The 21,157-nt window shown below is 67.4% G+C and carries 15 protein-coding genes and 1 pseudogene; 11 read left to right on the top strand and 5 right to left on the bottom strand.

What is annotated here, in order from left to right; translation table 11 throughout:
• Window positions 1-169 precede the first annotated feature (169 nt).
• A pseudogene (locus MQH31_RS13270) lies at window positions 170-1,129 on the bottom strand (glycosyltransferase family 2 protein); the annotation flags it as partial.
• 114 nt (window positions 1,130-1,243) lie between these two features.
• The gene (locus MQH31_RS13265) at window positions 1,244-1,405 is read right to left on the bottom strand and encodes a hypothetical protein (RefSeq protein ID WP_243012424.1); all 162 of its coding nucleotides are present in this window, start codon (window positions 1,403-1,405) and stop codon (window positions 1,244-1,246) included.
• On the opposite strand from MQH31_RS13265, the gene MQH31_RS13260 reads away from it, so the two are divergent.
• Complete coding sequence (locus MQH31_RS13260; RefSeq protein ID WP_243012423.1) at window positions 1,390-3,144, top strand: AMP-binding protein; 1,755 nt, start codon at window positions 1,390-1,392, stop codon at window positions 3,142-3,144. The genes MQH31_RS13265 and MQH31_RS13260 overlap by 16 nt on opposite strands.
• A 56-nt stretch (window positions 3,145-3,200) precedes the next feature.
• Here the strand turns inward: MQH31_RS13260 and MQH31_RS13255 are convergent, their stop codons facing one another.
• A complete protein-coding gene (locus MQH31_RS13255; RefSeq protein WP_243012422.1) occupies window positions 3,201-4,694 on the bottom strand; it encodes a maltokinase N-terminal cap-like domain-containing protein in 1,494 nt (497 codons plus the stop codon).
• A 199-nt stretch (window positions 4,695-4,893) separates the two neighbouring features.
• Here MQH31_RS13255 and MQH31_RS13250 point away from each other — a divergent pair, with 199 nt between their 5' ends.
• From MQH31_RS13250 to MQH31_RS13235, 4 genes are all read left to right on the top strand, one after another.
• Window positions 4,894-6,414, top strand: coding sequence for an ABC transporter permease (locus tag MQH31_RS13250; protein WP_243012421.1), 1,521 nt, complete (start codon window positions 4,894-4,896; stop codon window positions 6,412-6,414).
• Between the two features lie 80 nt (window positions 6,415-6,494).
• Window positions 6,495-7,181 (top strand): ABC transporter ATP-binding protein, encoded by a 687-nt coding sequence (locus tag MQH31_RS13245; RefSeq protein WP_243012420.1) that lies wholly within the window; start codon window positions 6,495-6,497, stop codon window positions 7,179-7,181.
• Window positions 7,182-7,241: 60 nt separating this feature from the next.
• Window positions 7,242-8,504, top strand: a complete 1,263-nt coding sequence (locus MQH31_RS13240; protein WP_243012419.1) for a nitroreductase family protein — start codon at window positions 7,242-7,244, stop codon at window positions 8,502-8,504.
• Window positions 8,501-9,178 (top strand): TetR/AcrR family transcriptional regulator, encoded by a 678-nt coding sequence (locus tag MQH31_RS13235; protein ID WP_243012418.1) that lies wholly within the window; start codon window positions 8,501-8,503, stop codon window positions 9,176-9,178. The genes MQH31_RS13240 and MQH31_RS13235 overlap by 4 nt, the downstream gene beginning before the upstream one ends.
• Here MQH31_RS13235 and MQH31_RS13230 read toward each other — a convergent pair.
• Together MQH31_RS13230 and MQH31_RS13225 are read right to left on the bottom strand one after the other, a co-directional pair.
• Window positions 9,175-10,365 (bottom strand): MFS transporter, encoded by a 1,191-nt coding sequence (locus MQH31_RS13230; RefSeq protein ID WP_134536349.1) that lies wholly within the window; start codon window positions 10,363-10,365, stop codon window positions 9,175-9,177. The two genes, MQH31_RS13235 and MQH31_RS13230, sit on opposite strands and share 4 nt — an antisense overlap.
• A gap of 48 nt (window positions 10,366-10,413) precedes the next feature.
• On the bottom strand, window positions 10,414-11,082 hold the full coding sequence (locus tag MQH31_RS13225) for a GntR family transcriptional regulator (protein ID WP_134536351.1): 669 nt from the start codon (window positions 11,080-11,082) through the stop codon (window positions 10,414-10,416).
• Window positions 11,083-11,238: 156 nt separating this feature from the next.
• On the opposite strand from MQH31_RS13225, the gene MQH31_RS13220 reads away from it, so the two are divergent.
• The 6 genes from MQH31_RS13220 (at window position 11,239) to MQH31_RS13195 (ending at window position 21,114) form a co-directional block, all read left to right on the top strand.
• A complete protein-coding gene (locus tag MQH31_RS13220) occupies window positions 11,239-12,627 on the top strand; it encodes an FAD-binding oxidoreductase (protein WP_134536353.1) in 1,389 nt (462 codons plus the stop codon).
• A 267-nt stretch (window positions 12,628-12,894) separates the two neighbouring features.
• Window positions 12,895-15,159, top strand: a complete 2,265-nt coding sequence (pflB, locus tag MQH31_RS13215; protein WP_134536355.1) for a formate C-acetyltransferase — start codon at window positions 12,895-12,897, stop codon at window positions 15,157-15,159.
• A 94-nt stretch (window positions 15,160-15,253) separates the two neighbouring features.
• Window positions 15,254-16,120: a pyruvate formate-lyase-activating protein gene (gene pflA, locus MQH31_RS13210; protein WP_134536356.1), complete on the top strand. Its 867-nt coding sequence runs from the start codon at window positions 15,254-15,256 to the stop codon at window positions 16,118-16,120.
• A 204-nt stretch (window positions 16,121-16,324) separates the two neighbouring features.
• Window positions 16,325-16,816 carry an aromatic ring-opening dioxygenase LigA gene (locus MQH31_RS13205; protein ID WP_174774856.1) on the top strand — a complete coding sequence of 164 codons (492 nt, stop codon included), beginning with the start codon at window positions 16,325-16,327 and terminating at the stop codon, window positions 16,814-16,816.
• 232 nt (window positions 16,817-17,048) lie between these two features.
• On the top strand, window positions 17,049-18,743 hold the full coding sequence (locus MQH31_RS13200) for a cellulase family glycosylhydrolase (RefSeq protein ID WP_243012417.1): 1,695 nt from the start codon (window positions 17,049-17,051) through the stop codon (window positions 18,741-18,743).
• Window positions 18,744-18,912: 169 nt separating this feature from the next.
• Window positions 18,913-21,114 carry a transglycosylase domain-containing protein gene (locus MQH31_RS13195; RefSeq protein ID WP_243012416.1) on the top strand — a complete coding sequence of 734 codons (2,202 nt, stop codon included), beginning with the start codon at window positions 18,913-18,915 and terminating at the stop codon, window positions 21,112-21,114.
• Window positions 21,115-21,157 lie beyond the last annotated feature (43 nt).

The raw sequence follows: 21,157 nt of genomic DNA, 5'->3' as shown, positions 1-21,157 counted from the left end.
GATAGCTCGGCCGCCGGGTGACGGCGACGACGAGAACGGTCAGCAGGTAGTCGGGCACGAGCACGCCGAGGAGGATCAGGGTCGGCGGAATCGCCTGTGTCAGCCGTGTGGCGATGCCGGACGGGTCCGTCGCGGTCGCCTCCCAGATGACCGCACCGAGCGACAGGATGAGCAGCGGCAGGAACAGCAGCATCATCACGCTGCTCGTCACGAGTTCGAAGACGTGGAGCGCCAGCGCACCCCAGAACCAGCCGAGCCGGAATCCGTGGCGGCGCAGGGTCTGCCAGAACCCCAGGGTCCAACGCCGCAGCTGGCGGGTGTAGTCGCGGAGGTTGGCCGGGTCCTGGGTCGATGCTCTCGCGATCGCGGGGTGGAATGCGATCCGGCCGAGCTTGCGCGCGTGCACCTCGAACGTCATGTTGAAGTCCTCGATCGCGAGTCCGGGGGGATCGATGTCGATGCTTGCGAGGACCTGGCTTCGATACATGCTCGCGAAACCGGGAACGATCGAGATCACGTTCGCGAGCCTGGCAGCCTGACCGTACTTGAGCAGGTACTGCACCATGACGTAGAAACGTTCCCGGTACGCGATCAGGAAGCGACCCATCATCGTCCCGGGAGGAGGATCCGCGATCGTCGACGCACACGCGGCAACCGCGACGACGGCGGGATCCTGGAAGCACGGCAGGCCGGTTCGGAGGTAGTCGGCGGCGAGGACCGTGTCCGCGTCGAGGAGGACCACAACGGGGAATCGGCGCGCCAGTTCGAAGCGGTCGATTGCGGCGACGAGCGCGCCGGCCTTGCCGTGATTCGACCCGAGTTCGAGGACGTTCGCACCGCTCGCCCTCGCGAGTTCCGCCGTCCGGTCGGCGGAGGCGTCCGAGACGACGAACACATGGCCGACGGGCACCTGGCCGGTCGCGGAAGCGATCGTCGCGGCGATCACCTGTTCCTCGTCGTGGGCGGCGATCAGGATCGCGACCTCGTCGGCGGAGATGAGCGGGTCCTCCGGCCGGTCGGGTGACCGGCGGTGAGTGCTCTCGACCACGGCACGGATGAGCCCGACCGTGGTCCACAGCAAGGTGTTGATTCCCACGACAAGAATGAAGATGAGGAAAAAGGTAAGCATCTGTGCCCCCGGGTGCAATCGAACGTCCCGCGCTGGAACCGGAAACGCCACGTCGAGACTGTCGGTGTTGACCTGCACGAAGCTACCCGACGCCGGAGGGGACCGCTCGCTCCGTCACCCGGATGGGGCGACCCGTGTGGTTAACCACATCCGGGTGTGGGTTGCCCCCGGAACGGCCGCCCACTCGCCGAAGCCGCTGATGCTGCCGTTGTCGATGCTGCCGTTGTCGAGGCTGCCGTTGTCGAGGCCGCCGCGGACGCATGCAGTTACAGGCATTCATTAGTGAGGATGATGGAGGAGTGACTTTTCCGACGAGTACCTCCAATTTTCGCGCCGCCCGCGACCAGCTGCTGCGCCTCTGGGACGGCCACGCCCGTGCCGCCGCCGAATTCCGCTGGCCGGATGTCGGCGCTTCGTTCAACTGGGCCGTGGACTGGTTCGACGTCATTGCGGAGGACAACGACAACATCGCCCTGTGGATCGTCGAGGAGGACGGCCGCGAGCTGAAGGTCACCTTCGCGGAGATGTCCGCCCGCTCCAACCAGGTCGCGGCCTGGCTCACCCAGCAGGGTGTCGGCAAGGGCGATCACGTGATGCTCATGCTCGGCAACCAGGTAGAGCTCTGGGAACTCATGCTCGGCATCATGAAGATCGGCGCAGTCATCCTGCCGACCTCGACCGTTCTCGCCGCCGGCGACCTCGCGGACCGCGTGCGGCGCGGCGAGGTGGACTGCGTGATCGCGAACGCCGGCGACGCCGCCAAGTTCGCGGAGATCGACGGCGACTTCCGGCGCATCTGCGTGGGCGGCACGGTTCCCGGCTGGGCCCACTACGCCGACGCCGACCTGCTCCCGTCCGTCGCGGTTCCCGTGGCCGTCGGCTCCGACGACCCGTCACTCATCTACTTCACCTCCGGGACCACGAGCAAGCCCAAGATGGTCGTGCACACCCAGACCTCGTATCCCGTCGGCCACCTCTCCACGATGTACTGGCTCGGGCTTCGTCCCGGCGACGTGCACCTCGCCATCAGTTCACCCGGCTGGGGCAAGCACGCCTGGAGCAGCTTCTTCTCGCCGTGGATCGCCGAGGCCACGGTCTTCGTCTACAACTACGGCCGATTCGACCCGCAGGCGCTCACCGCCCAGCTGCATCGCGCCAAGGTCACGACGTTCTGTGCGCCTCCGACGGTCTGGCGCATGCTGATCCAGTCCGATGTGGGGGAGAAGCCGGTCGGCCTCCGCGAGATCCTCTCGGCGGGCGAACCGCTCAACCCCGAAGTGATCAGCCAGATCCAGCGGGCCTGGGGACTCACGATCCGCGACGGCTACGGCCAGACCGAGACGACGGCCATCGTCGGAAACGTGCCGGGGTCCGTCCTCAAGGCCGGGTCCATGGGCCTGCCCCTTCCCGGCGTAGCGATCACCCTCGTCGACCCGATCACGGGCGGTGTCGCCGACGAGGGCGAGATCTGCCTCGACCTCGCCGAACCCGCCGTCAACCTCATGGCCCGCTACCACGGCGACCCGGTCCGGACCGAGGCTGCCCTGCGGGACGGCTACTTCCACACGGGCGACGTCGCCACCCGTGACGACAACGGCTACATCACCTTCATCGGCCGTACGGACGACATCTTCAAGTCGTCCGACTACAAGGTCTCCCCGTTCGAGGTCGAGAGCGTGCTGCTCGAGCACCCCGCCGTCGCCGAGGCCGCGGTCGTGCCCGCCCCCGACGACACCCGCCTCAACATCGCCAAGGCGTACATCCACCTCGCGGCCGGCTGGGCGCCCGACAGCGCGACCGCTCTCGCCGTGCTGCGTCACGCCCGCAACGGGCTGCCGCCGTACATGCGGGTCCGGCGCATCGAGTTCTTCGAACTGCCCAAGACGAGCTCGGGAAAGATCCGCAGGGTCGAGCTGCGGGCACGCGAGAACGAAGCGGCGGATCAGCAGCTCCGGCTCCCCGACGAATGGCGCGACGACCAGTTCCCCGAGCTCAAGCGCTCACCGCGAAGCTGATCCATCCTTCCGCGAAAGCGGATGAATCGTCGTTCTGAGCTCGGCATACCGACGGCTCACCCGCTTTCGCGAACGGCGGAGGAGCGGGGGACGACGTCCTGGGACAGGAGGGCGTCGATCGCTGCGAGGGGGATCGGCAGCCAGTCTGGCCGGTTGAGCTTCTCGTAGACGGCCTCGTACAGGGCCTTGTCGAGTTCGAAGGCGTCCAGGAGCGGTCGCTGCTCGCCGAGGCTGCGGCCCGAGCGTTCGCTGTACCCGTCGAGGAAGGCTCGCCTGCAGGCGTCGGCCCACGCGGTGACGGCGCCCGTTCGCCCAGGCGCCTCGCGTGACACCGTTCCCGCCGCGTAGGAGAACGACCTCAGCATGCCGGCGACATCGCGCCAGGGCACATCGGCGCGGGTCCGGTCTTCGAGGGGGCTGAGCGGTTCGCCTTCGAAATCGACGAGCACCCAGCCTCGACCGGGAACGAGCAGGACCTGGCCGAGGTGCAGGTCGCCGTGGATGCGCTGCAGCCTCGGCCAGGACGCCTCGGCAGCTGCCGCGAACACCGCCTCGATCGCCGGGGCGTACCGGTCGAGTGCAGGCACCTCAGCGACCGCGCGCCGGGCGCGGGCGCGCAGGCCGTCGATGACCGTGCCGACGATCTCAGCGGTCGGCTCCGTCGTCGGCATCGCGTGCGCGAGGTCGGCGTGGACTGCCGCGGTCGCGACGCCGAGGCTCCGTGCCCGGGCAGTGAAGTCCTCGTTTCTCCTCGCCGCACCGAGTACCACCCGCCAGGCGTCTTCGACGCCGGGCAGGAACTCCTGGGCGAAAGCCAGGTGGCCGCGTGCGGTGCCATCCGCCGTGCGGGGGTCCGCCCAGTCGCCGACGACGCAGCCGACGGGGCGGGGAACGAAGTGCGAGCCGGCTCGGGCGAGTGTGGACTGCACGGTGACGTCGGGGTTGTCACCGTGGTGGAGCGCCCGGAAGACCTTGCAGATCACGGGGGCGAGAACCCGACCGTCAGGACCCGCGAGTTCGTAGATGATCGAGGTATTGGACTGCTCGCCCCTGAGCACATGACTCGACACGACGGTCGGCTCGAAACCGTCGGCTCCGGATTCGCTGCCACCGGATTCGTCGCCACCAGGGAGGGGAGTGGGCAGGAGCTCGCCGTGCGCGACGGAGCCTCCATCCGGACCGGGTGCGGACCTGCCCCCGCGCAGCATCAGCAGGAGCAGCGCCCGGGCGTATGCCGGATCGGCGGGGGCGTCGTAGACGAACCGTCTCCGCCCGTCCGCTCCGGTCAAGATCGTGATGAGGGCCGCCTCGGCTCCCGGGAGCGCAACATCGCGCTCGGTCACGGGCAGCTGGTAGACGGTCCGGCGCGGGTCACCGGCATCGAGGACGCAATCGGTGCGGATCAGGACCCCCGGTTCGCCGGAGGGCAGCGACCAGCAGCCCACGCGAGAGAGCTCCACCGGGCGACCCGTGTCCGCGAACCAGCGCTGGCGGGCGGCCCAGGAACTCACATCGGTGGGCAGTGCGGATCCGAGGCCATTCCCAGTCATGCCGCCAGCGTACGCCAGCGGCAGAGTCTGGTCCGCAGACATCGTGATGAGCTTGGAAATTACTGTGCCCAGCCGATGTCCGTGAGCCAGAACCATCGTTTGACGGCGTATTCACAGCACAGTGATAGCGTCCGGCAAGCGCGGATCCCTAGCTTCGATCCCGGTGGGCCCCACGAAGAGTCCCCGGAACCGGAGACTCATGTTCTACACCTACCTGCGCCGGGAACTTGCGGGCCGTCGCAAGCAGACCGCGATCGTCGCGATCGGCATGGCCCTCGCCATCGCCCTGGTCATCATCGTCAACTCGGTGTCGAGCGGGGTCCAGCTCGCCCAGGCATCCGTTCTCGAGTCCGTCTACGGTGTCGGCACCGACATCACCGTGAGCCAGGCACCCGCGGCCGCCGCGACGCCGGGGACAGGCAACGGCGCCCCTCAGCGCTTCGATTTCGGTTCGGCGGACGGCGCCGCCGCCGACGGGACCACCACGATCAGCCGCAGCCGCCTCACCGCTGAACGCGGGACGGAGACCTTCGCCTCGACCGGCCTGGACACCGTTCGTGCCGTCCCCAACGTCAGTGCGGCGGCGGCGACGCTCCTGCTGAGCAACTCCACGTTCAGCGGAGCCCTCCCGACCCGCACGGAGCCGGGCGCGACCCGGCCGTCGACCGGCCAGGGCGCGCAGACGCCGCCGACCGGCGGTCCTGACGGTGCAGGCGGAAGCTCGTTCAGTGTCGACTCCTTCACCGTGCTCGGCCTGAACCCGGCCGACGCGGCCGTCGGCCCGCTGTCGGCCGTCGCCCTCACCGAGGGGCGCTCCCTCGCGAGCACGGATGCCGGCGCTCACGTCGCCGTCCTCGACTCGAGCTATGCGACGACCGCGTCCCTCGCCGTCGGCGGCACGGTCGCGATCGCGGGCACCGACTTCAGCATCGTCGGTCTCGTCTCCGCTGCGACCGCGGACAGTGCCACGGCAGCCAACGTCTACATTCCGCTCGACGTCGCCCAGACCCTCGCGGCACTACCCGGTCAGGTGTCCAACATCTACGTGCAGGCAGCGTCGTCGACGGACATCGGCCAGGTCCAGGCGGACATCGCGACGGCGCTTCCCGCCGCGACCGTCAAGACCCAGGCGGACCTCGCGTCGAGCGTGTCCGGTTCGCTCGCGAGCGCATCGAGCCTCGTCTCCAACCTCGGGTTGTGGCTCTCCCTGATCGTTCTCGCTGCCGCGTTCCTGATCGCAATCCTCTTCACCATCTCCGGGGTCACCCGGCGCACCCGCGAATTCGGAACCCTCAAGGCGATCGGGTGGTCCAACGGCCGGATCGTGCGCCAGGTCGGCGGCGAATCGCTCGTGCAGGGACTGATCGGCGGCGTCGTCGGCATCGTGGTCGGACTGGCCGGGATCCTCGTGATCAACATCATCGCCCCGACCCTGACCGCAGGGGCCTCGACGGCCGTGCAGGTGGCTGGCCGCGGAGCAAGGGCCGCCGGCGGCGCGGGAGGTGCCGGCGGCGCGGGCTTCGGCCCGGGTGGCGGCGGATTCGGTGCAGCGACCCAGGCGGCCGCCCAGTCGAACATCGTCCTGACGGCGCCCGTCACGGTATCCGTGATCCTGATCGCGGTCGGACTCGCCGTCCTCGGCGGCCTGCTCGCCGGAGTGATCGGCGGATGGCGGGCGTCCCGGCTCCGGCCGGCGGAGGCGCTGCGCAGTATCGCGTAGCACTGCCGCCGGCGCGGCACTGCCGGCGCCCTTCGGCCCTCCCGTTTTTTTCACTTTCAGCTTCCAGAAGGAACCAGACCATGTACCAGCTGACGAATGTCACCAAGAAGTATGACCAGGGCAAGCGCTCGGTCACCGCGCTGCAGGGCGTCACCGTGTCGATCCCCGACGGCCAGATGGTCGCGATCCAGGGGCCGACCGGCGGCGGCAAATCGACCCTCCTGCAGATGCTCGGAGCACTCGACCGGCCGAGTTCCGGTTCCGTGGTCTTCGAGACGGAGCACCTCGGGGGTTCGGACCTGTCGAGCCTCGGGGATTCTCAGCTCGGTCGCATCCGTGCGACGGAGATCGGCTTCGTGTTCCAGGGCTTCAACCTGATCCCCACGCTGACCGCGCAGGAGAACGTCGAGACCGCGCTCGCCCCGCTCGGCGGGACGAGCGCCGCGCGCCGCGAGCGCTCGGCGGCGGCCCTCGAGGCCGTCGGCCTCGGCGATCGACTCGGCCACCTTCCCGCGGAACTGTCCGGCGGCCAGCAGCAGCGGGTCGCGATCGCCAGGGCCCTCGTCAAAGACCCGACCGTGCTCCTGGCCGATGAGCCCACCGGCAACCTCGACGAGGAGACCAGGGACGAGATCATGGACCTGCTCGAGGGACTCTGGCGGGCGCAGGGTCTCACCCTGATCGTGGTCACCCACGACAGCGCCGTCGCCAAACGCGCCCAGCGTCGCCTGCACATCAAGGCCGGACGGCTCACCGAACTCGCGTGAGCGCCGGGCCGGCCGACCTCTGGGGTGGACAAAGATTAGAGTAAAGAATCTAATTGAAGCATGGCCACCGATAGAACACCCCGGAACGGCACGCACGAACCGAACGGACGGACGTCGACCCGGCGTTCGTTCCTCAAGGTTGCCGGAATCGGCGTGGGGTCCGTCGTGATCGCGGGCGCCGCCGGACTGACCTGGCGCGCGGTCGACGGCGGCGTGTTCGCGAGCGGGACCGGAGAGGCCTTCGCCGCGTGGGCACAGGCCGGTCCGGAGGCGCATGACGCCCTCGGGCTCGTGCGGGCCGCCGTGCTCGCCGCGAACGCGCACAACGCCCAGCCCTGGCAGTTCCGGGTGACCGACAACCGGATCGACGTCTTCGCGGACACGACCAGGAACCTCGGGACGATGGACCCGCTGCTCCGGGAGATGGATGTCTCGCTCGGGTGCGCGATCGAGAACATCGTCCTCGCCGCGCCCGCGAACGGGAAGGCGGCGACCGTCACCCTGCTGCCGGACCCCGCCGACCCCGCGCACGTCGCGCGGATCGACCTTGAGACGGCGGAGGCATCCGTCTCGCCGCTGTTCACCGCGATCGCATCCAGACACACCGACCGTAACGCCTATGACCTCACGCGGCCGGTGAGCGCCGCGGAGCTCACGAAACTCAGCGGCATCGCCGCTGCGGAACCCGCCGAAGCAGGGCGCGCCGAAACGGGCGACACCGCACTCGTCGGCGCCGAACTCGTCTGGTTCTCGGCTCCCGCGGAAAGGGACGCATTCGGCGCCCTGACCGTGCGAGCGACCGAGGCGATCATCGCCGACCCGCAGCAGGTCGCGGACGACGCCGCCTGGTACCGCACCGGCTGGCACGAGATCCAGTCGAAGAAGGACGGCATCACGATCGACCCGTCCGGGCAGTCGGAATTCATCAGGGCGGTTTCGAAGGTCGTCCCCGTTTCGACGGCCCAGAACAACGCCGGCTGGCTGACCGGCACCAGGGACAGCCAGGTCCCGACGGCGGCCGCCTTCGGAGCGCTCGTCGTGCGCGACCCGCTCGACGCCGGCCAGCGCCTCGCGGTCGGACGCGCCTGGCAGCGCCTGCACCTGAGCATGACGGTCGACGGACTCCGCGCCCAGCCGCTCTGCCAGGTTCCGGAACGGATCGACAGGGAACGCTCGACGTGCCTCACCCCGGACTTCGGCCAAGCGCTGGCCGCGCTACTGCCCGCCGGCCGCCACGCGATCATGACCTTCCGGATCGGGTACCCGACCGCGGAGGCGCTGCCGAGCCCACGGCGGCCGGCACGGGAGGTGGTGCTCTCATGAGCCGTGTCCCGACCACGGTAACCGCTGAGGAGACCAGGTCCAGGATCCTCGCCGTCGCCCTCGACCTCTTCAACGAACGCGGGCCCTCCGCCGTGACCACCAACGCGATCGCGGCCGCCGCGGGAATCAGCCCGGGCAACCTGTACTACTGGTTCGGCGGCAAGGACGAGATCGTGCGCGAGCTGCACGCCAGTCTCGTGGCGGCCTATGAGACGCTCTGGGGGGCATCCGTTGCCGGAGAAGGGGACGTGCCCGAGCTTCACGTGCCCGAACGCCTCGAGCCGGAACGCCTCGACCCTGAGCAGGTGTTCGACCGCCTCGGGGCCGGCGCCGCGTTGACACGGAAGTACGCGTTCCTGGCCCGTGACCTCTTCGGGTTGCTGCACGCGGACCCGGTGCTCGCCGAACAGTACCGGCACGTGCGCGCCCGGCGCCTCGTCAGGTTCAGCGAGATCGCCCGCGGCTGGCGCGAACACGGCGAGATTATCCCGCTCGGCGATCCGGAGCTCGGTGACCTCGTTCGGGCGCTCTGGATCCTCGCCGAATCCTGGTTCGCATTCGAGGAGCTCGACGGAGCGGACTCCGGTGGGACGACGGATTCCGCGGGCGGGACGCGCTATCTGCGCGCGGTGCTCACGCCTTACCTCAGCGCTCGGCCGCCCAGGAAGGGCTAGACGCGGCGGATGCCCCAGGCCACGACGGCCAGGGACGCGGCGCAGACGACACCGAGGAGGGACATCAGCAGGGTGTAACTTGCGACGGCGTTGAGTGCCGCGAAGAGGACCGGCAGCAGGAACCCCAGGTAGGTGAGGCTGTAGTAGACGCCGGTGATGCCGGCGAGGTCGGCGGGGGTGGAGATGCGCTGCACCTCGACGAGGCCGGCGACGACGCACACTCCGTACGCGGCGCCGAGCATGATCGCCGTGACGAGGGCCACGATCGGGGACAGGGTCGCCGCGGCGCAGATGGAGAGCAGGATGCCGACGAGCATCATGCCCATGCCGACGACGAGTGCCCGCCCGTTGGTGAGCTCGTTGATCCGGGCGACCTGCGGCTGGACCAGGGCCCCCGTGCCGAGGGTGACGACCGTGAGCAGGGTGGCATATGCGAGGTTGAACTCGCCGAGCTGGGTGTCCACGAGCTTCGGCATGATCGCGTACGCGATCCCGGCGGCACCGAAGACCCAGGGCGCCGACGGGGCGATGACCCGCAGGAAGCGGCGGTGCCCTGCGAGCGGAACCGCGAGGTCACGCCAGAACGGGCGGTGTGCGCGGTAACGCGGCACGGTCTCCGGCGCGGTGACCAGGAGCGGCAGCACGGCAACGCTCAGTACGATGTGGACGAGGTACGGGGCGAGTGTCGGCATCGGCCCCCACTGGGCGAGTGCACCGGCGACCCCGGCGCCGAGCCCGAAGCCGATGGTGAGGGTCAGCGCCGGGCGCCGGGCGCCCGCGACCGAGTCGGCCTGCCTGTCGAACGGCTGCGCGGAGAGTTCCTTCAGCCACGCGGTTCCGACCGACATCGCGACGCCGACGCTCAGTCCGGCCAGGAAGCGGCCGACACAGAGCATGACCGTGCTCGAAAATCCGAAACCGAGGAGGATGCTGGCCACGAGTCCCGTGATCACGCCCGCGATCACGAGCGGCCGGCGTCCGTACCGGTCCGAGAGCGCCCCGGCGATGAGGAGCCCGGGGATCAGCCCGACGACGTATGCCCCGAGGAAGACATCCGCCATCACGGTCGTGTAGTGGCCGAGCGCTTCGTACATGTGCAGCAACGGGGTGAAGTGGTTGCCGCCCCAGGCCATGACGAAGATGGCGGGTGCTGCGCGGAGCCAGGCGGGGATGGTGCGGGGAATCATCGGACTTTCGGAATGCGATCGAAGGTAAGTGTGGGCAGTTGGCGGTGGTCAGTGGTTGAGCGGTGTGAAGTGCCCGGCCTCGACGTGTTCGCGGAGGGCGCGGTCGTACGCCCCGGTGTCTCCGCTGGACACGTGACCGGCCAGGGTCCGGTGCTCGGCGAGGAGGCGCTCGAGGTTGCGGGGGTCGCGGGAGGCGACGCGGTGGGTGAGGCGTTCGAGGCTCGGGCCGAGCTGGGCGTAGAAGCCGTCGATCACCCGGTTGCGGTTCTCGTCCACGATCCGGGAGTGGAACCGGTGGTCGGCCCTGGCGAAGGTGAGCAGGTCGCCGCTCGCCGCGGCATCCGCCTGGATCCCGATCAGGGCGGCCAGGTCGGTGTCCACCGCAGCGGTCCCGCCCTGGCGTTCGCTCAGGAGCCGGACCGCTGTCGTCTCGAGCATGATGCGCACCTGGAGCAGCTCCGCGGTCTCCGCCTCGTCGAGCGCGGTGACGACGGCCCCCTTCTTCGGGAAGAGCCGGATCAGGCCGCGCGCCTCGAGTGCGAGGAAGGCCTCCCGCACCGGGGTGCGGCTGAGCGCGAGGGCGGCGGCGATCTCGCCCTCGGTCAGGAAGGAACTCGCGGGGAGAGCCCCGGAGATGATCAGGTCCGCGACATGCGTGTACGCCCGCTCGACGGCGGACGCCCCGGCCGGCGGGAGGGAGGCTGATTCGGTCGGCATACCCCCAGCCTAGCCATAGATACATCAATAACTACAAGTCGGCTACGGAATATGCCGCCGAATATACTGGGCAAACGCCCCGATTGAGGCACACCCACCGCCGGGCCGCGGGCCACTGCCCGGTGCCGGCTCGTCCACTCTGACCCAGAGGCCCCCGTGACTGAAACGCTTTCCCCGCAGACGATCCTCGAAGAACTCGCCGGAGTGCTGCCGCAGGCGCAGCTCGTGACCGGCCAGGCGACCGAGGCGTATCTCACGGACCAGTCGGACGGCACCGCCGCGGGGGAGCCCCTCGCAGTCGTGTTCCCCAAGAGCACCGCCGAGGTTGCGGCGATCGTCACCCTCGCAGCGGCCAACGGCATTCCGCTCGTGCCCCAGGGCGCCCGCACCGGCCTCGCCGGAGGTGCGAACTCGATCACCGGCGCCATTGTCGTCAACCTCACCCGGATGAACCGGATCGTCTCCGTCGACACGGCGGACCAGACCGCGACGGTCGAGGCCGGAGTACGCACGTACGCTCTGGCCAGGGCCGCCGCGGCCGCCGGTCTCTTCTACCCGCCGGACCCGGGCTCCTGGAAGGGTTCGACGATCGGCGGCAACGTCGCCACCAACGCCGGCGGGATGCTGTGCGTCAAGTACGGCGTGACGGGCAACTTCGTGCGCCGCCTCACGGTCGTCCTCGCAGACGGGTCCATCGTGCACACGGGGCAACGCACCATCAAGGGTGTCGCGGGCTACAACCTCACGGCCCTCCTCGTCGGCTCGGAGGGAACCCTCGGCATCATCACCGAGATCACGGTCGGGCTGCTGCCTGCGCCCGCGCCTGCCTCCGGCGTCTCCGCGACCTTCTCGACCACAGCGGAGGCCCTCGCCGCCGCCGCGTTGATCGTCACGAACAACCGGCGCCCGAGCGTCCTCGAGTTCCTCGACGGATCCTGCATCACCGCAATCAACGCCTTCGACCCCGCGTCGACCCTCCCGGAGGGTGCGGCAGCGCTGCTCCTCGTGCAGTCGGATGCCGCGGGGCAGGCCGACGACGACGTCGCCGAATACGCGCGCATCCTCGAGGCCGGGGGAGCGGGCGAGATCGTCATCGCCAACGACCCTGCGCACCTCGACCAGTTGATGAGCGCGCGCCGCCTCCTCCAGCCGGCCCTGCAGGCCGCGCGGGGTGCGAGCCTCAACGAAGACGTGACCGTTCCGCGCTCCCAGCTGCAGGCGCTCCTCTCCGGGCTTCAGGAGATTTCCCGCGAACTCTTGATTCCGATCAGCACGGGTGGACACCTCGGCGACGGAAACCTGCACCCGGTGATCGGGTTCGACCCCGACCTGCCCGCGGAGGTCGACGCCGCCCATCGTGCCTTCAAACGGGTGATCCAGCTCGCCGTCACGCTCGGTGGCTCCGCGTCCGGAGAGCACGGGATCGGCCTGCTCAAGCAGGCGCACCTCGACGACGAACTCGGCCTCGCCGTGCGGGAGTTGCAGCGCCGCGTCAAGCTCGCCTTCGACCCCGCAAGCCTGCTGAACCCCGGAAAAAAGCTCTGACGCGCAGGTTCGAGAATTCTCAGGATCGTCACTCTCAGCACTGGTTTACCGGGGTTTGACTGTGCTAGGCGAGTCCTTTTAAACGCGCGGGCGAGAGACGCGGCAGGACAACCCCCCGACCGGGCCTTGGCGGGGAGTAGTGTTGGAAAAAGAGAGCGGACCACGGTGCATCGAAGCACGTCTGGCGCCTCGTGTCCCCCGCTCGATACCCCGAGCGCGGGATCTTCCGCGGCGGGAAAGCTCAATCCCACGAGGAGAGTAGTCCACATGACAATTACAGAGGGCGTCCTCAGCGGCGACACTTCGATGCAGCACGGCAAGGCGGAATTCGTTTCCGGGCCGTGGCAGGATTCGATTAACCTTCGCGATTTCATTCAGCGCAATTACACGCCGTATATCGGCGATGCGTCCTTCCTGGCCGGGCCGACCGCCCGCACCACGGGAGTCTGGGCCAAGTTGTCCGCGATGTTCCCCGAGGAACGTCGTAAGGGCGTCTACGACATCGACGCCTTCACGCCGTCATCCATTACAGCCCACAAGCCGGGTTACATCGACAAGGACAATGAAGTCATCGTCGGCCTCCAGACGGATGCGCCGCTCAAGCGTGCGATCATGCCGTTCGGCGGATGGCGCATGGTCGTCAACTCCCTCGAGACCTACGGCTACCCCGTCTCTCCCGAGCTCGAGAAGATCTTCACCGACTACCGCAAGACCCACAACACCGCCGTGTTCGACGTCTACCCTCCCGGTGTGCGTCGCGCCCGCAACAGCCACCTGATCACCGGTCTTCCGGATGCCTACGGCCGTGGCCGTATCATCGGCGACTACCGTCGTGTCGCCCTCTACGGCGTCGACGCACTGATCGCCGGCAAGAAGAACGACCGCGCCGAGCTCGACATGGAGCCCTCGACCGAGGACATCATCCGCGCCCGCGAGGAAAACTCGGAGCAGATCCGGGCCCTCAAGGAACTCGTCCAGATGGCCGCGTCCTACGGATCCGACATCTCCAAGCCGGCCCAGACCGCCCAGGAAGCCGTTCAGTGGCTGTACTTCGCGTACCTCGGCGCCGTCAAGGAACAGAACGGCGCAGCAATGTCGTTCGGCCGTAACTCGGCCTTCCTCGACGCATACATCGAGCGCGACCTCGCCGACGGCACCATCACCGAAGAAGGCGCACAGGAGCTCATCGATGACCTCGTCATCAAGCTCCGCATCGTGCGCTTCCTGCGTACCCCCGAATACGACGAGATCTTCGCCGGCGACCCGACCTGGGTCACCGAGTCCCTCGGCGGCATCGGTGAAGACGGTCGCCCGCTCGTCACCAAGACGGCGTTCCGTTTCCTCCAGACGCTGTACAACATCGGCGCAGCACCCGAGCCGAACCTCACCGTCCTCTGGAACGACGGCCTTCCCGATGGCTTCAAGCGCTTCTGCGCCCAGGTCTCCATCGACACGTCGGCGATCCAGTACGAGTCCGACGACCTCATCCGCGCCGAGCTCGGCGACGACGCTGCGATCGCCTGCTGCGTCTCCCCGATGCGCGTCGGCAAGCAGATGCAGTTCTTCGGTGCCCGGGTCAACGCCGTCAAGGCGCTGCTCTACTCGATCAACGGCGGCAAGGACGAGGTTTCCGGCAAGCAGGTCGCCCCGGCCACCGCGCCGAACCTCGACACGATCCTCGACTACGACACCGTCTTCGCGAACTACCTCGTCACGCTCGAGTGGCTCGCCGAGACCTACGTCACCGCGCTGAACTGCATCCACTACATGCACGACAAGTACGCGTACGAGCGTCTCGAAATGGCACTCCACGACAAGGAAATCGTTCGCACGATGGCCTGTGGCATCGCCGGCCTGAGCGTTGTCGCCGACTCCCTGTCCGCGATCAAGTACGCCAAGGTGCGTCCGGTCCGCGACGACAACGGACTCGTCATCGACTACACGATCGAGGGCGAATTCCCGAAGTTCGGTAACGACGACGACAAGGTCGACTCCATTGCGATCGATGTCATGGAACGCTTCATGAACATGATCCGCAAGCACCCGACCTACCGCAACGCCATCCACACCCAGTCGATCCTGACGATCACGTCCAACGTGGTCTACGGCAAGGCCACCGGCAACACGCCCGATGGCCGTCGCAAGGGTGAGCCGTTCGCTCCGGGTGCAAACCCGATGAACGGCCGCGACACGCACGGTATGCTCGCGTCGGCGCTCAGCGTCGCCAAGCTGCCGTTCAGCCAGGCGCAGGACGGCATCTCGCTCACGAACACGGTCGTCCCCAGTGGCCTCGGTCACACCAAGGACGAGCAGATCACGAGCCTCGTCGGACTCATTGACGCGTACACGGAAGCCACCGGCTACCACATCAACGTCAACGTGCTCAACAAGGAAACCCTCGAAGACGCCATGCTGCACCCGGAGAACTACCCGCAGCTGACGATTCGCGTCTCCGGCTACGCGGTCAACTTCGTGCGCCTCACCCGCGAACAGCAGATGGACGTCATCAGCCGTACGTTCCACCAGCACTGATCCCGATCAGTACTGATCACCACCAGCACCACGCTTCACCAGCACTGAATATCCACCGATAACAAATGGCGGCGACGCTGAGTAGGACGAGAATATGCCCGCAGTAAACCTCGGCCTACCCAGCGTCGGCCCCGCCGTCGCTCTGGTCGCACTGGAGAACGGCAAGACCCCCAGCACCGAACAGGCAGAACTTGCCGAACTCCACCACCTCGAGATGGCCGCCATTCACAATGGTTCCGTCGCGAGCGTCCATTCGTGGGAGCTCGTCACCGCCGTGGACGGCCCCGGAACCCGGATGACCCTGTTCCTGTCCGGGTGCCTGTTGCGCTGCCAGTATTGCCACAACCCGGACACCTGGAAGATGCGCGACGGGTTGATCACCACCCTCGACGACCTGGTCACGCGCCTCAAGCGTTACAAGGGCGTCTTCGACGCCACCGGGGGAGGCCTCACCATCTCCGGCGGAGAGCCGCTCATGCAGCCGGCCTTCGTGGAGCGCATCTTCGAGGAATGCCACAAGCTCGGCATCCACACCACCCTCGACACCTCGGGGTTCCTCGGTAAGAGCGCCTCCGAGACCTTGCTCGACAACCTCGACCTCGTGCTTCTGGACGTCAAGTCCGGGCTTCACGAGACGTACAAAGAGGTCACCGGCCGCGAACTCCAGCCGACCCTCGATTTCGGCGATCGCCTGGCGGAAAAGGGGATCCCTGTCTGGGCCCGCTTCGTGCTCGTCCCCGGACTCACCGATGCCGTCGACAACGTCGACGCCGTCGCGGACATCGTGGCTCGCTGGCCGAACGTCGAGCGCGTGGAAGTGCTCCCGTTCCACCAGATGGGCGAGGACAAGTGGGACCGCCTGGAGATCCCGTACCCGCTGCACGGGGCGACGCCCCCCGACAAGGAGTTGCTGGAGCGCGTGCGGGAGCAATTCCGCTCGAGAGGCCTGACCGTCTTCTAGGCGGAACCGGCACTGAAACCGGCCCCCAGACGCTCAGAAAGGCGCGGCATCCCACGGATGCCGCGCCTTTCGTGCGTCACGATGAAAACGTTTACCACCAATGTTGCAATCAGCCGAGAAAATGTGATGAATGCGCTTTCATTACTGGCAGACTGGTAGGTAACACGAGTGTCACGACAGGCGCGACACCAGGAAAGGTATCTCATGACAACCGCTACGACAACGGCTGCCCAGCCCCTGATCGCCGGTTCCGGCCAGGCGCGTATTCTTCGGATTATCGGCCTCCTCGGCATTATCGGTGGACTCGTTATGCTCCTCGTCGGCGGCGTCGTCTGGGGCACCGTCAGCAGCCAGCTGGCCGGCGAGAAGATTACAGTCGCAGCCGACGCATCGTTCCTCGCCGGAACGACCGTCGACAACCCCCTCTCCGCCCTCGCGCAGGCGAACATCATTAACCACCACGCCATGGAGGCCTCCGGCGGCAAGACGTACGCCGAGCTCGCCCAGGACGACAAGGTGCGCCCGACGGTTATGACCGCGTCGCTGCTGCGCGCCTCGCTCTTCACCTCGATCGTCGCCTTCGGCGTCTCCTTCTTCGCCATGGGCCTCGGCATCCTCGTCGGCCTGTTCGGCTGGGCGATCTTCGTCCTCACGCCGCACGCTTCGAAGAAGACCGCGGTTCCCGCAGTCGCCTAATTGAGGAGCACCCGGTAACACCCGGCAGTACAACGGGCCTCGCGGCACTCGCGGGGCCCGTTTTCCGTACCCGGAGCGTCCAGCAGCCCGGCAGACACGCAGCGTTCACCCCGCGGGCACCGTTGTTACGCAGTCGAAACACGGGAACCCCTACTATGGGGCTACCGGACGATTCTGCTGCCCCGGGCGGCGGACATCGGGAACCACGTCCGCGGAATACTGGGGGACCAGCATGAGTGCTCGCGACAGCTATGCCACGTGGCGGAGTGCCCCAGGGGCGTCGACACGACCGCGGCGCGGAGGTGCCACCGGGCGACTGGTCGCGTTCATCGCCGCCGCCGTGCTCGTGACGGGCGGCCTCGTGACGGCCACTCCGCAGCAGTCTGCATCAGCGGCATCCCTCGTCAGTGCGCCGTCCGGCTGGCTGCACACCGCGGGGGGCACGATCCAGAACTCCGCCAACCAGACCTACGTGGTCAAGGCCATCTCCTGGTTCGGAATGGAGACGAGCAACTGCGCCCCGCACGGGCTCTGGACGATCGGCCTCGACGCCGGTCTCGCGCAGATCAAGTCGCTCGGATTCAACACCGTGCGCCTGCCCTTCTCGAACGAGTGTCTCGGTGGGGCTCCCATCAACTCGATCAACTACGCGGTGAATCCGACCCTCGCGGGGCTGACCCCGCAGCAACTCATGGACACGGTGATCGCTCGGGCCACGGTCGCCGGGCTCAATGTCATCCTCGACCGGCACCGTCCGGATTCCGGAGCACAATCCGAGCTCTGGTACACCGCGCAATACAGTGAAGCCAAGTGGATCAGCGACTGGCAGGCACTCGCCACCCGGTACAAGAACGATCCGACCGTGATCGGTTTCGACCTGCACAACGAACCGCACGGACAGGCCTGCTGGGGCTGCGGCGACCCCGCGATCGACTGGCAGGCCGCCGCGACTCGCGGTGGCAACGCCGTGCTCGCGGTGAACCCGAAGCTGCTGATCCTCGTCGAGGGGATCGAGAACCAGGCCACCGGCGGATCCACCTGGTGGGGCGGCGGCCTGAGCGGCGTCAAGGCCAAGCCCGTCGTGCTCTCCGTTGCGAACCGAGTGGTGTACTCCCCGCACGACTACCCGTCCACGGTGTGGGCGCAGAAATGGTTCAGCGCGGCCAACTACCCCGACAACCTCACCGCCGTCTGGGACCAGAACTGGGGCTACATCAGCAAGACCGGGATCGCACCCGTGCTCCTCGGTGAGTTCGGCACCAAGCTCGCGACCGACTCCGACCAGAAGTGGCTCGCCAAGCTGGTGCCGTACCTCTCGGGCAACGGCATGAGCTTCGCGTACTGGTCGTTCAACCCGAACAGCGGCGACACCGGCGGCATCGTCAAAGACGATTGGGTGACGCCGGAGGCGGCCAAGCTTGCGGCCCTCGTACCGCTGCTCGGTGCCGGGACTCCGATCGTCATTCCGCCGACGCCGACTGCGACGCCGACTGCGACGCCGACGCCGACGCCGACCGCTACGCCGAAGCCCACGCCGACGCCGACCGCGACGCCGAAGCCCACTGCGACGCCGAAGCCCACTGCGACGCCGAAGCCGACCGCGACGCCGACATCCGTCCCCGGCGTCGCTTCGATCACCACGACATGGAACGTGCAGAGCGCCTGGGGCGCCGGGTACGTCGCCGACTTCCGGGTGACGAGTGCGACGGGTGCCAAGGCGTGGAGCGTGACCTGGGCCGATCCGACCGTGACTGCGGTCACCAACGCCTGGGGGATGACGTGCACGGTCAAGGTCAAGACCTCGATCACGTGCACCGGCGCCGGTTGGGCGAGCACGATTCCCGCGGGTCAGAGTGTCTGGGTCGGCCTTCAGGTCGAGTCGGCCAAGGCCCCCGTTGCACCGAAGCTGGTCTTCACCGCCAGGTAGTCGTCTGGGCAACATACTCGAGTCACCAGCGCATGGTGACGAAATCGAGCACAACCCGCGAGGCAACCGCGTGCACGCTCTCTGACCTGATCGCTCGGATAACGATCGTGAGACACCCCTAGCATTTCCCGCGACCACGGAGTTCCATGAACCGTGATTGGGGGTTCAGATGCGCACGAAGGAATTCCAGGAAAGACGGACCTTTGGTGGCGTGCTCGGCGGGTTGTCCGGATTCGTTGCCCTGAGCGCTGCCGCGGGACTCCTGGTCGCGGCGTCGGTGACGCCCGTCGTGGCGCTCTCCGGGCTTGCCGTCACCGACACGATCAACACGTTCGAAAGCCTGCCTGAATTCCTCTCGATCGACCAGCTGTCCCAGAAGAGCAATATCTACGCAGTGCGCGATGGTTCGACGCAACTTCTCGCCTCGTTCTACGACCAGAACCGGATCGAGGTCGGCTGGGACGCGATCAGCCACTTCGTGACGGATGCGGCGGTCTCGAGTGAGGACCCGCGCTTCTATGAACACGGCGGCATCGACCTGCAGGGGACGATTCGGGCCGGGCTCAGTGTGAGCTTCGGGGGACAGACGCAGGGCGGGTCGTCCATCAGCCAGCAGTATGTCAAGAACGTCCTCGTGCAGAAGTGCGAGATGCTTCCCGACCCGACGGCGCGCGACACCTGCTACAACACGGCCACCCGCACGAGCGCCGAGCGCAAGCTCAAGGAGATGCGACTCGCGATCGGCGTCGAGAAGAAGTATTCCAAAAAGGACATCCTTCGCCAGTACCTCAACATCAACGGCTTCGGAGGAACGGTGTACGGAATCGAGGCCGCCGCGGAGTACTACTTCAACACGACGGCCGCGGCCGTGAGTCTGCCGCAGGCCGCGAGCCTGGTCGCCATCATCAACAACCCCGTCAAGTTCCAACTCGACGACCCGAACAGTGCAACCAATGGTGCAGCCAACGGCTACGCGGCGAACCGGGACCGCAGGGACTATATCCTCGGGACGATGCTGAAGTACGGCGCGATCGGACCTGCGGACTACGCGGCGGCGGTCGCGGCACCGGTCGAGCCCAGCATCCATGAACCCAGTACCGGTTGCCAGACCGCCGGCGGCAGCGCCTATTTCTGCGACTACGTGACCCACGTGCTTCGGAACGATCCGACCTTCGGGGCGGATGCCGACACCCGGCTGCTCAACTTCCGGCGCGGTGGGTACAACGTGTACACGTCCATAGACCTCGACCTTCAGGACGCCGCAGAAGCCACGATGAAGCAGAACGTTCCGATGACGTTCCCCGGCTGGGATGTCGGCGCGGTCATCGCCAGCGTGCAGGTGGGGACGGGCAGGGTGCTCGCGATGGTGCAGAACAAGGACTATAGCCAGGACCCCGCGGTCGAGGCAACGGGCGCGAACTACACGAGCATCAACTACAACACCGACTATGCCGATGGCGGTTCGAGCGGCTTCCAGCCGGGTTCCGGGTACAAGGTATTCACCCTGGCCGAGTGGCTGAAGGAAGGCCATGCCCTCTACGAACGAGTCGACTCCCGCCGCAAGGCCAACTGGGGCACCTTCCAGGACAGTTGCTTCGGCCCCCAGAACTACGACAAGGAGAAATGGAACCCGAAGAACGACGCCGACGAGAGCGGGGCGCACTACAGCGCCCTCGAGGCCACCGTGGGATCCATCAACACCGGGTACATCGGGATGGCCAAGAAACTCGATCTGTGCGGAATCCGGAAAACGGCGGAGGCGTTCCGGATGCACCGTGCCGATGCGACCGCGCTCCTGCAGAGCGCATCCTCGGTGATCGGCACGAACGAGATCGCCCCGCTGAGCATGGCCGTCGCGTTCGCGGGAATCGCGAACAAGGGGGTGACCTGCAGTCCGGTCGTGATCGACCGGATCGTCGGTCCGACCGGCGCGGACGTTCCCGTACCGAGCAGCGAGTGCGCCGCCTCTGTCGACCCCACTGTTGCGGCCGGCATGGCGTATGCCATGCACAAGGTCATGACGAACGGGACCGGGCAGCAGTCGAACCGGGCCATGGCACCGCGCGTGCCCGTGATCGGGAAGACCGGGACGACGGATGGCAATAAGGACACCTGGATGACCGGGGCGAGCACGAAGGTGGCAACGGTCGTCGCGGTGGTCAGCCTCACCGGCCAGGTGAACCAGCGGACGACCTTCTTCGACAGCGGCCAGGCCGCGACCGCGAGACACCGGATGTGGCCCGCTGTGATGTCGGTCGCGAACGCGAAGTACGGTGGAGACGACTTCGTCGAGGCCAATCCGGCGCCGGCGCCGACGCCGACACCGAAACCGAAGACGCCGGCACCGGCGCCCCCTTCAACGCCGCGCTGAGGGTTTTCCTTCCTGAGAGTTTCTCAATTCTGAATTTGTCCTG

It is taken from the genome of Cryobacterium zhongshanensis (genome assembly GCF_022760445.1).
Lineage (GTDB): Bacteria > Actinomycetota > Actinomycetes > Actinomycetales > Microbacteriaceae > Cryobacterium > Cryobacterium algoricola.
Note: the sequence above shows the minus strand (reverse complement) of the source record. Positions and strands in the feature narration are given on the sequence as shown.

Excerpts from the sequence above, each read along its gene's own strand:
- MQH31_RS13245 (WP_243012420.1), top strand. The coding sequence starts at position 6,495 with ATGTACCAGCTGACGAATGTCACCAAGAAGTATGACCAGGGCAAGCGC.
- pflA (WP_134536356.1), top strand. The coding sequence starts at position 15,254 with ATGCCCGCAGTAAACCTCGGCCTACCCAGCGTCGGCCCCGCCGTCGCT.
- MQH31_RS13235 (WP_243012418.1), top strand. The coding sequence starts at position 8,501 with ATGAGCCGTGTCCCGACCACGGTAACCGCTGAGGAGACCAGGTCCAGG.
- MQH31_RS13200 (WP_243012417.1), top strand. The coding sequence starts at position 17,049 with ATGAGTGCTCGCGACAGCTATGCCACGTGGCGGAGTGCCCCAGGGGCG.
- MQH31_RS13230 (WP_134536349.1), bottom strand. The coding sequence starts at position 10,365 with ATGATTCCCCGCACCATCCCCGCCTGGCTCCGCGCAGCACCCGCCATC.
- MQH31_RS13205 (WP_174774856.1), top strand. The coding sequence starts at position 16,325 with ATGACAACCGCTACGACAACGGCTGCCCAGCCCCTGATCGCCGGTTCC.
- MQH31_RS13240 (WP_243012419.1), top strand. The coding sequence starts at position 7,242 with ATGGCCACCGATAGAACACCCCGGAACGGCACGCACGAACCGAACGGA.
- pflB (WP_134536355.1), top strand. The coding sequence starts at position 12,895 with ATGACAATTACAGAGGGCGTCCTCAGCGGCGACACTTCGATGCAGCAC.
- MQH31_RS13260 (WP_243012423.1), top strand. The coding sequence starts at position 1,390 with ATGCAGTTACAGGCATTCATTAGTGAGGATGATGGAGGAGTGACTTTT.
- MQH31_RS13250 (WP_243012421.1), top strand. The coding sequence starts at position 4,894 with ATGTTCTACACCTACCTGCGCCGGGAACTTGCGGGCCGTCGCAAGCAG.
- MQH31_RS13195 (WP_243012416.1), top strand. The coding sequence starts at position 18,913 with ATGCGCACGAAGGAATTCCAGGAAAGACGGACCTTTGGTGGCGTGCTC.
- MQH31_RS13255 (WP_243012422.1), bottom strand. The coding sequence starts at position 4,694 with ATGACTGGGAATGGCCTCGGATCCGCACTGCCCACCGATGTGAGTTCC.
- MQH31_RS13225 (WP_134536351.1), bottom strand. The coding sequence starts at position 11,082 with ATGCCGACCGAATCAGCCTCCCTCCCGCCGGCCGGGGCGTCCGCCGTC.
- MQH31_RS13265 (WP_243012424.1), bottom strand. The coding sequence starts at position 1,405 with ATGCCTGTAACTGCATGCGTCCGCGGCGGCCTCGACAACGGCAGCCTC.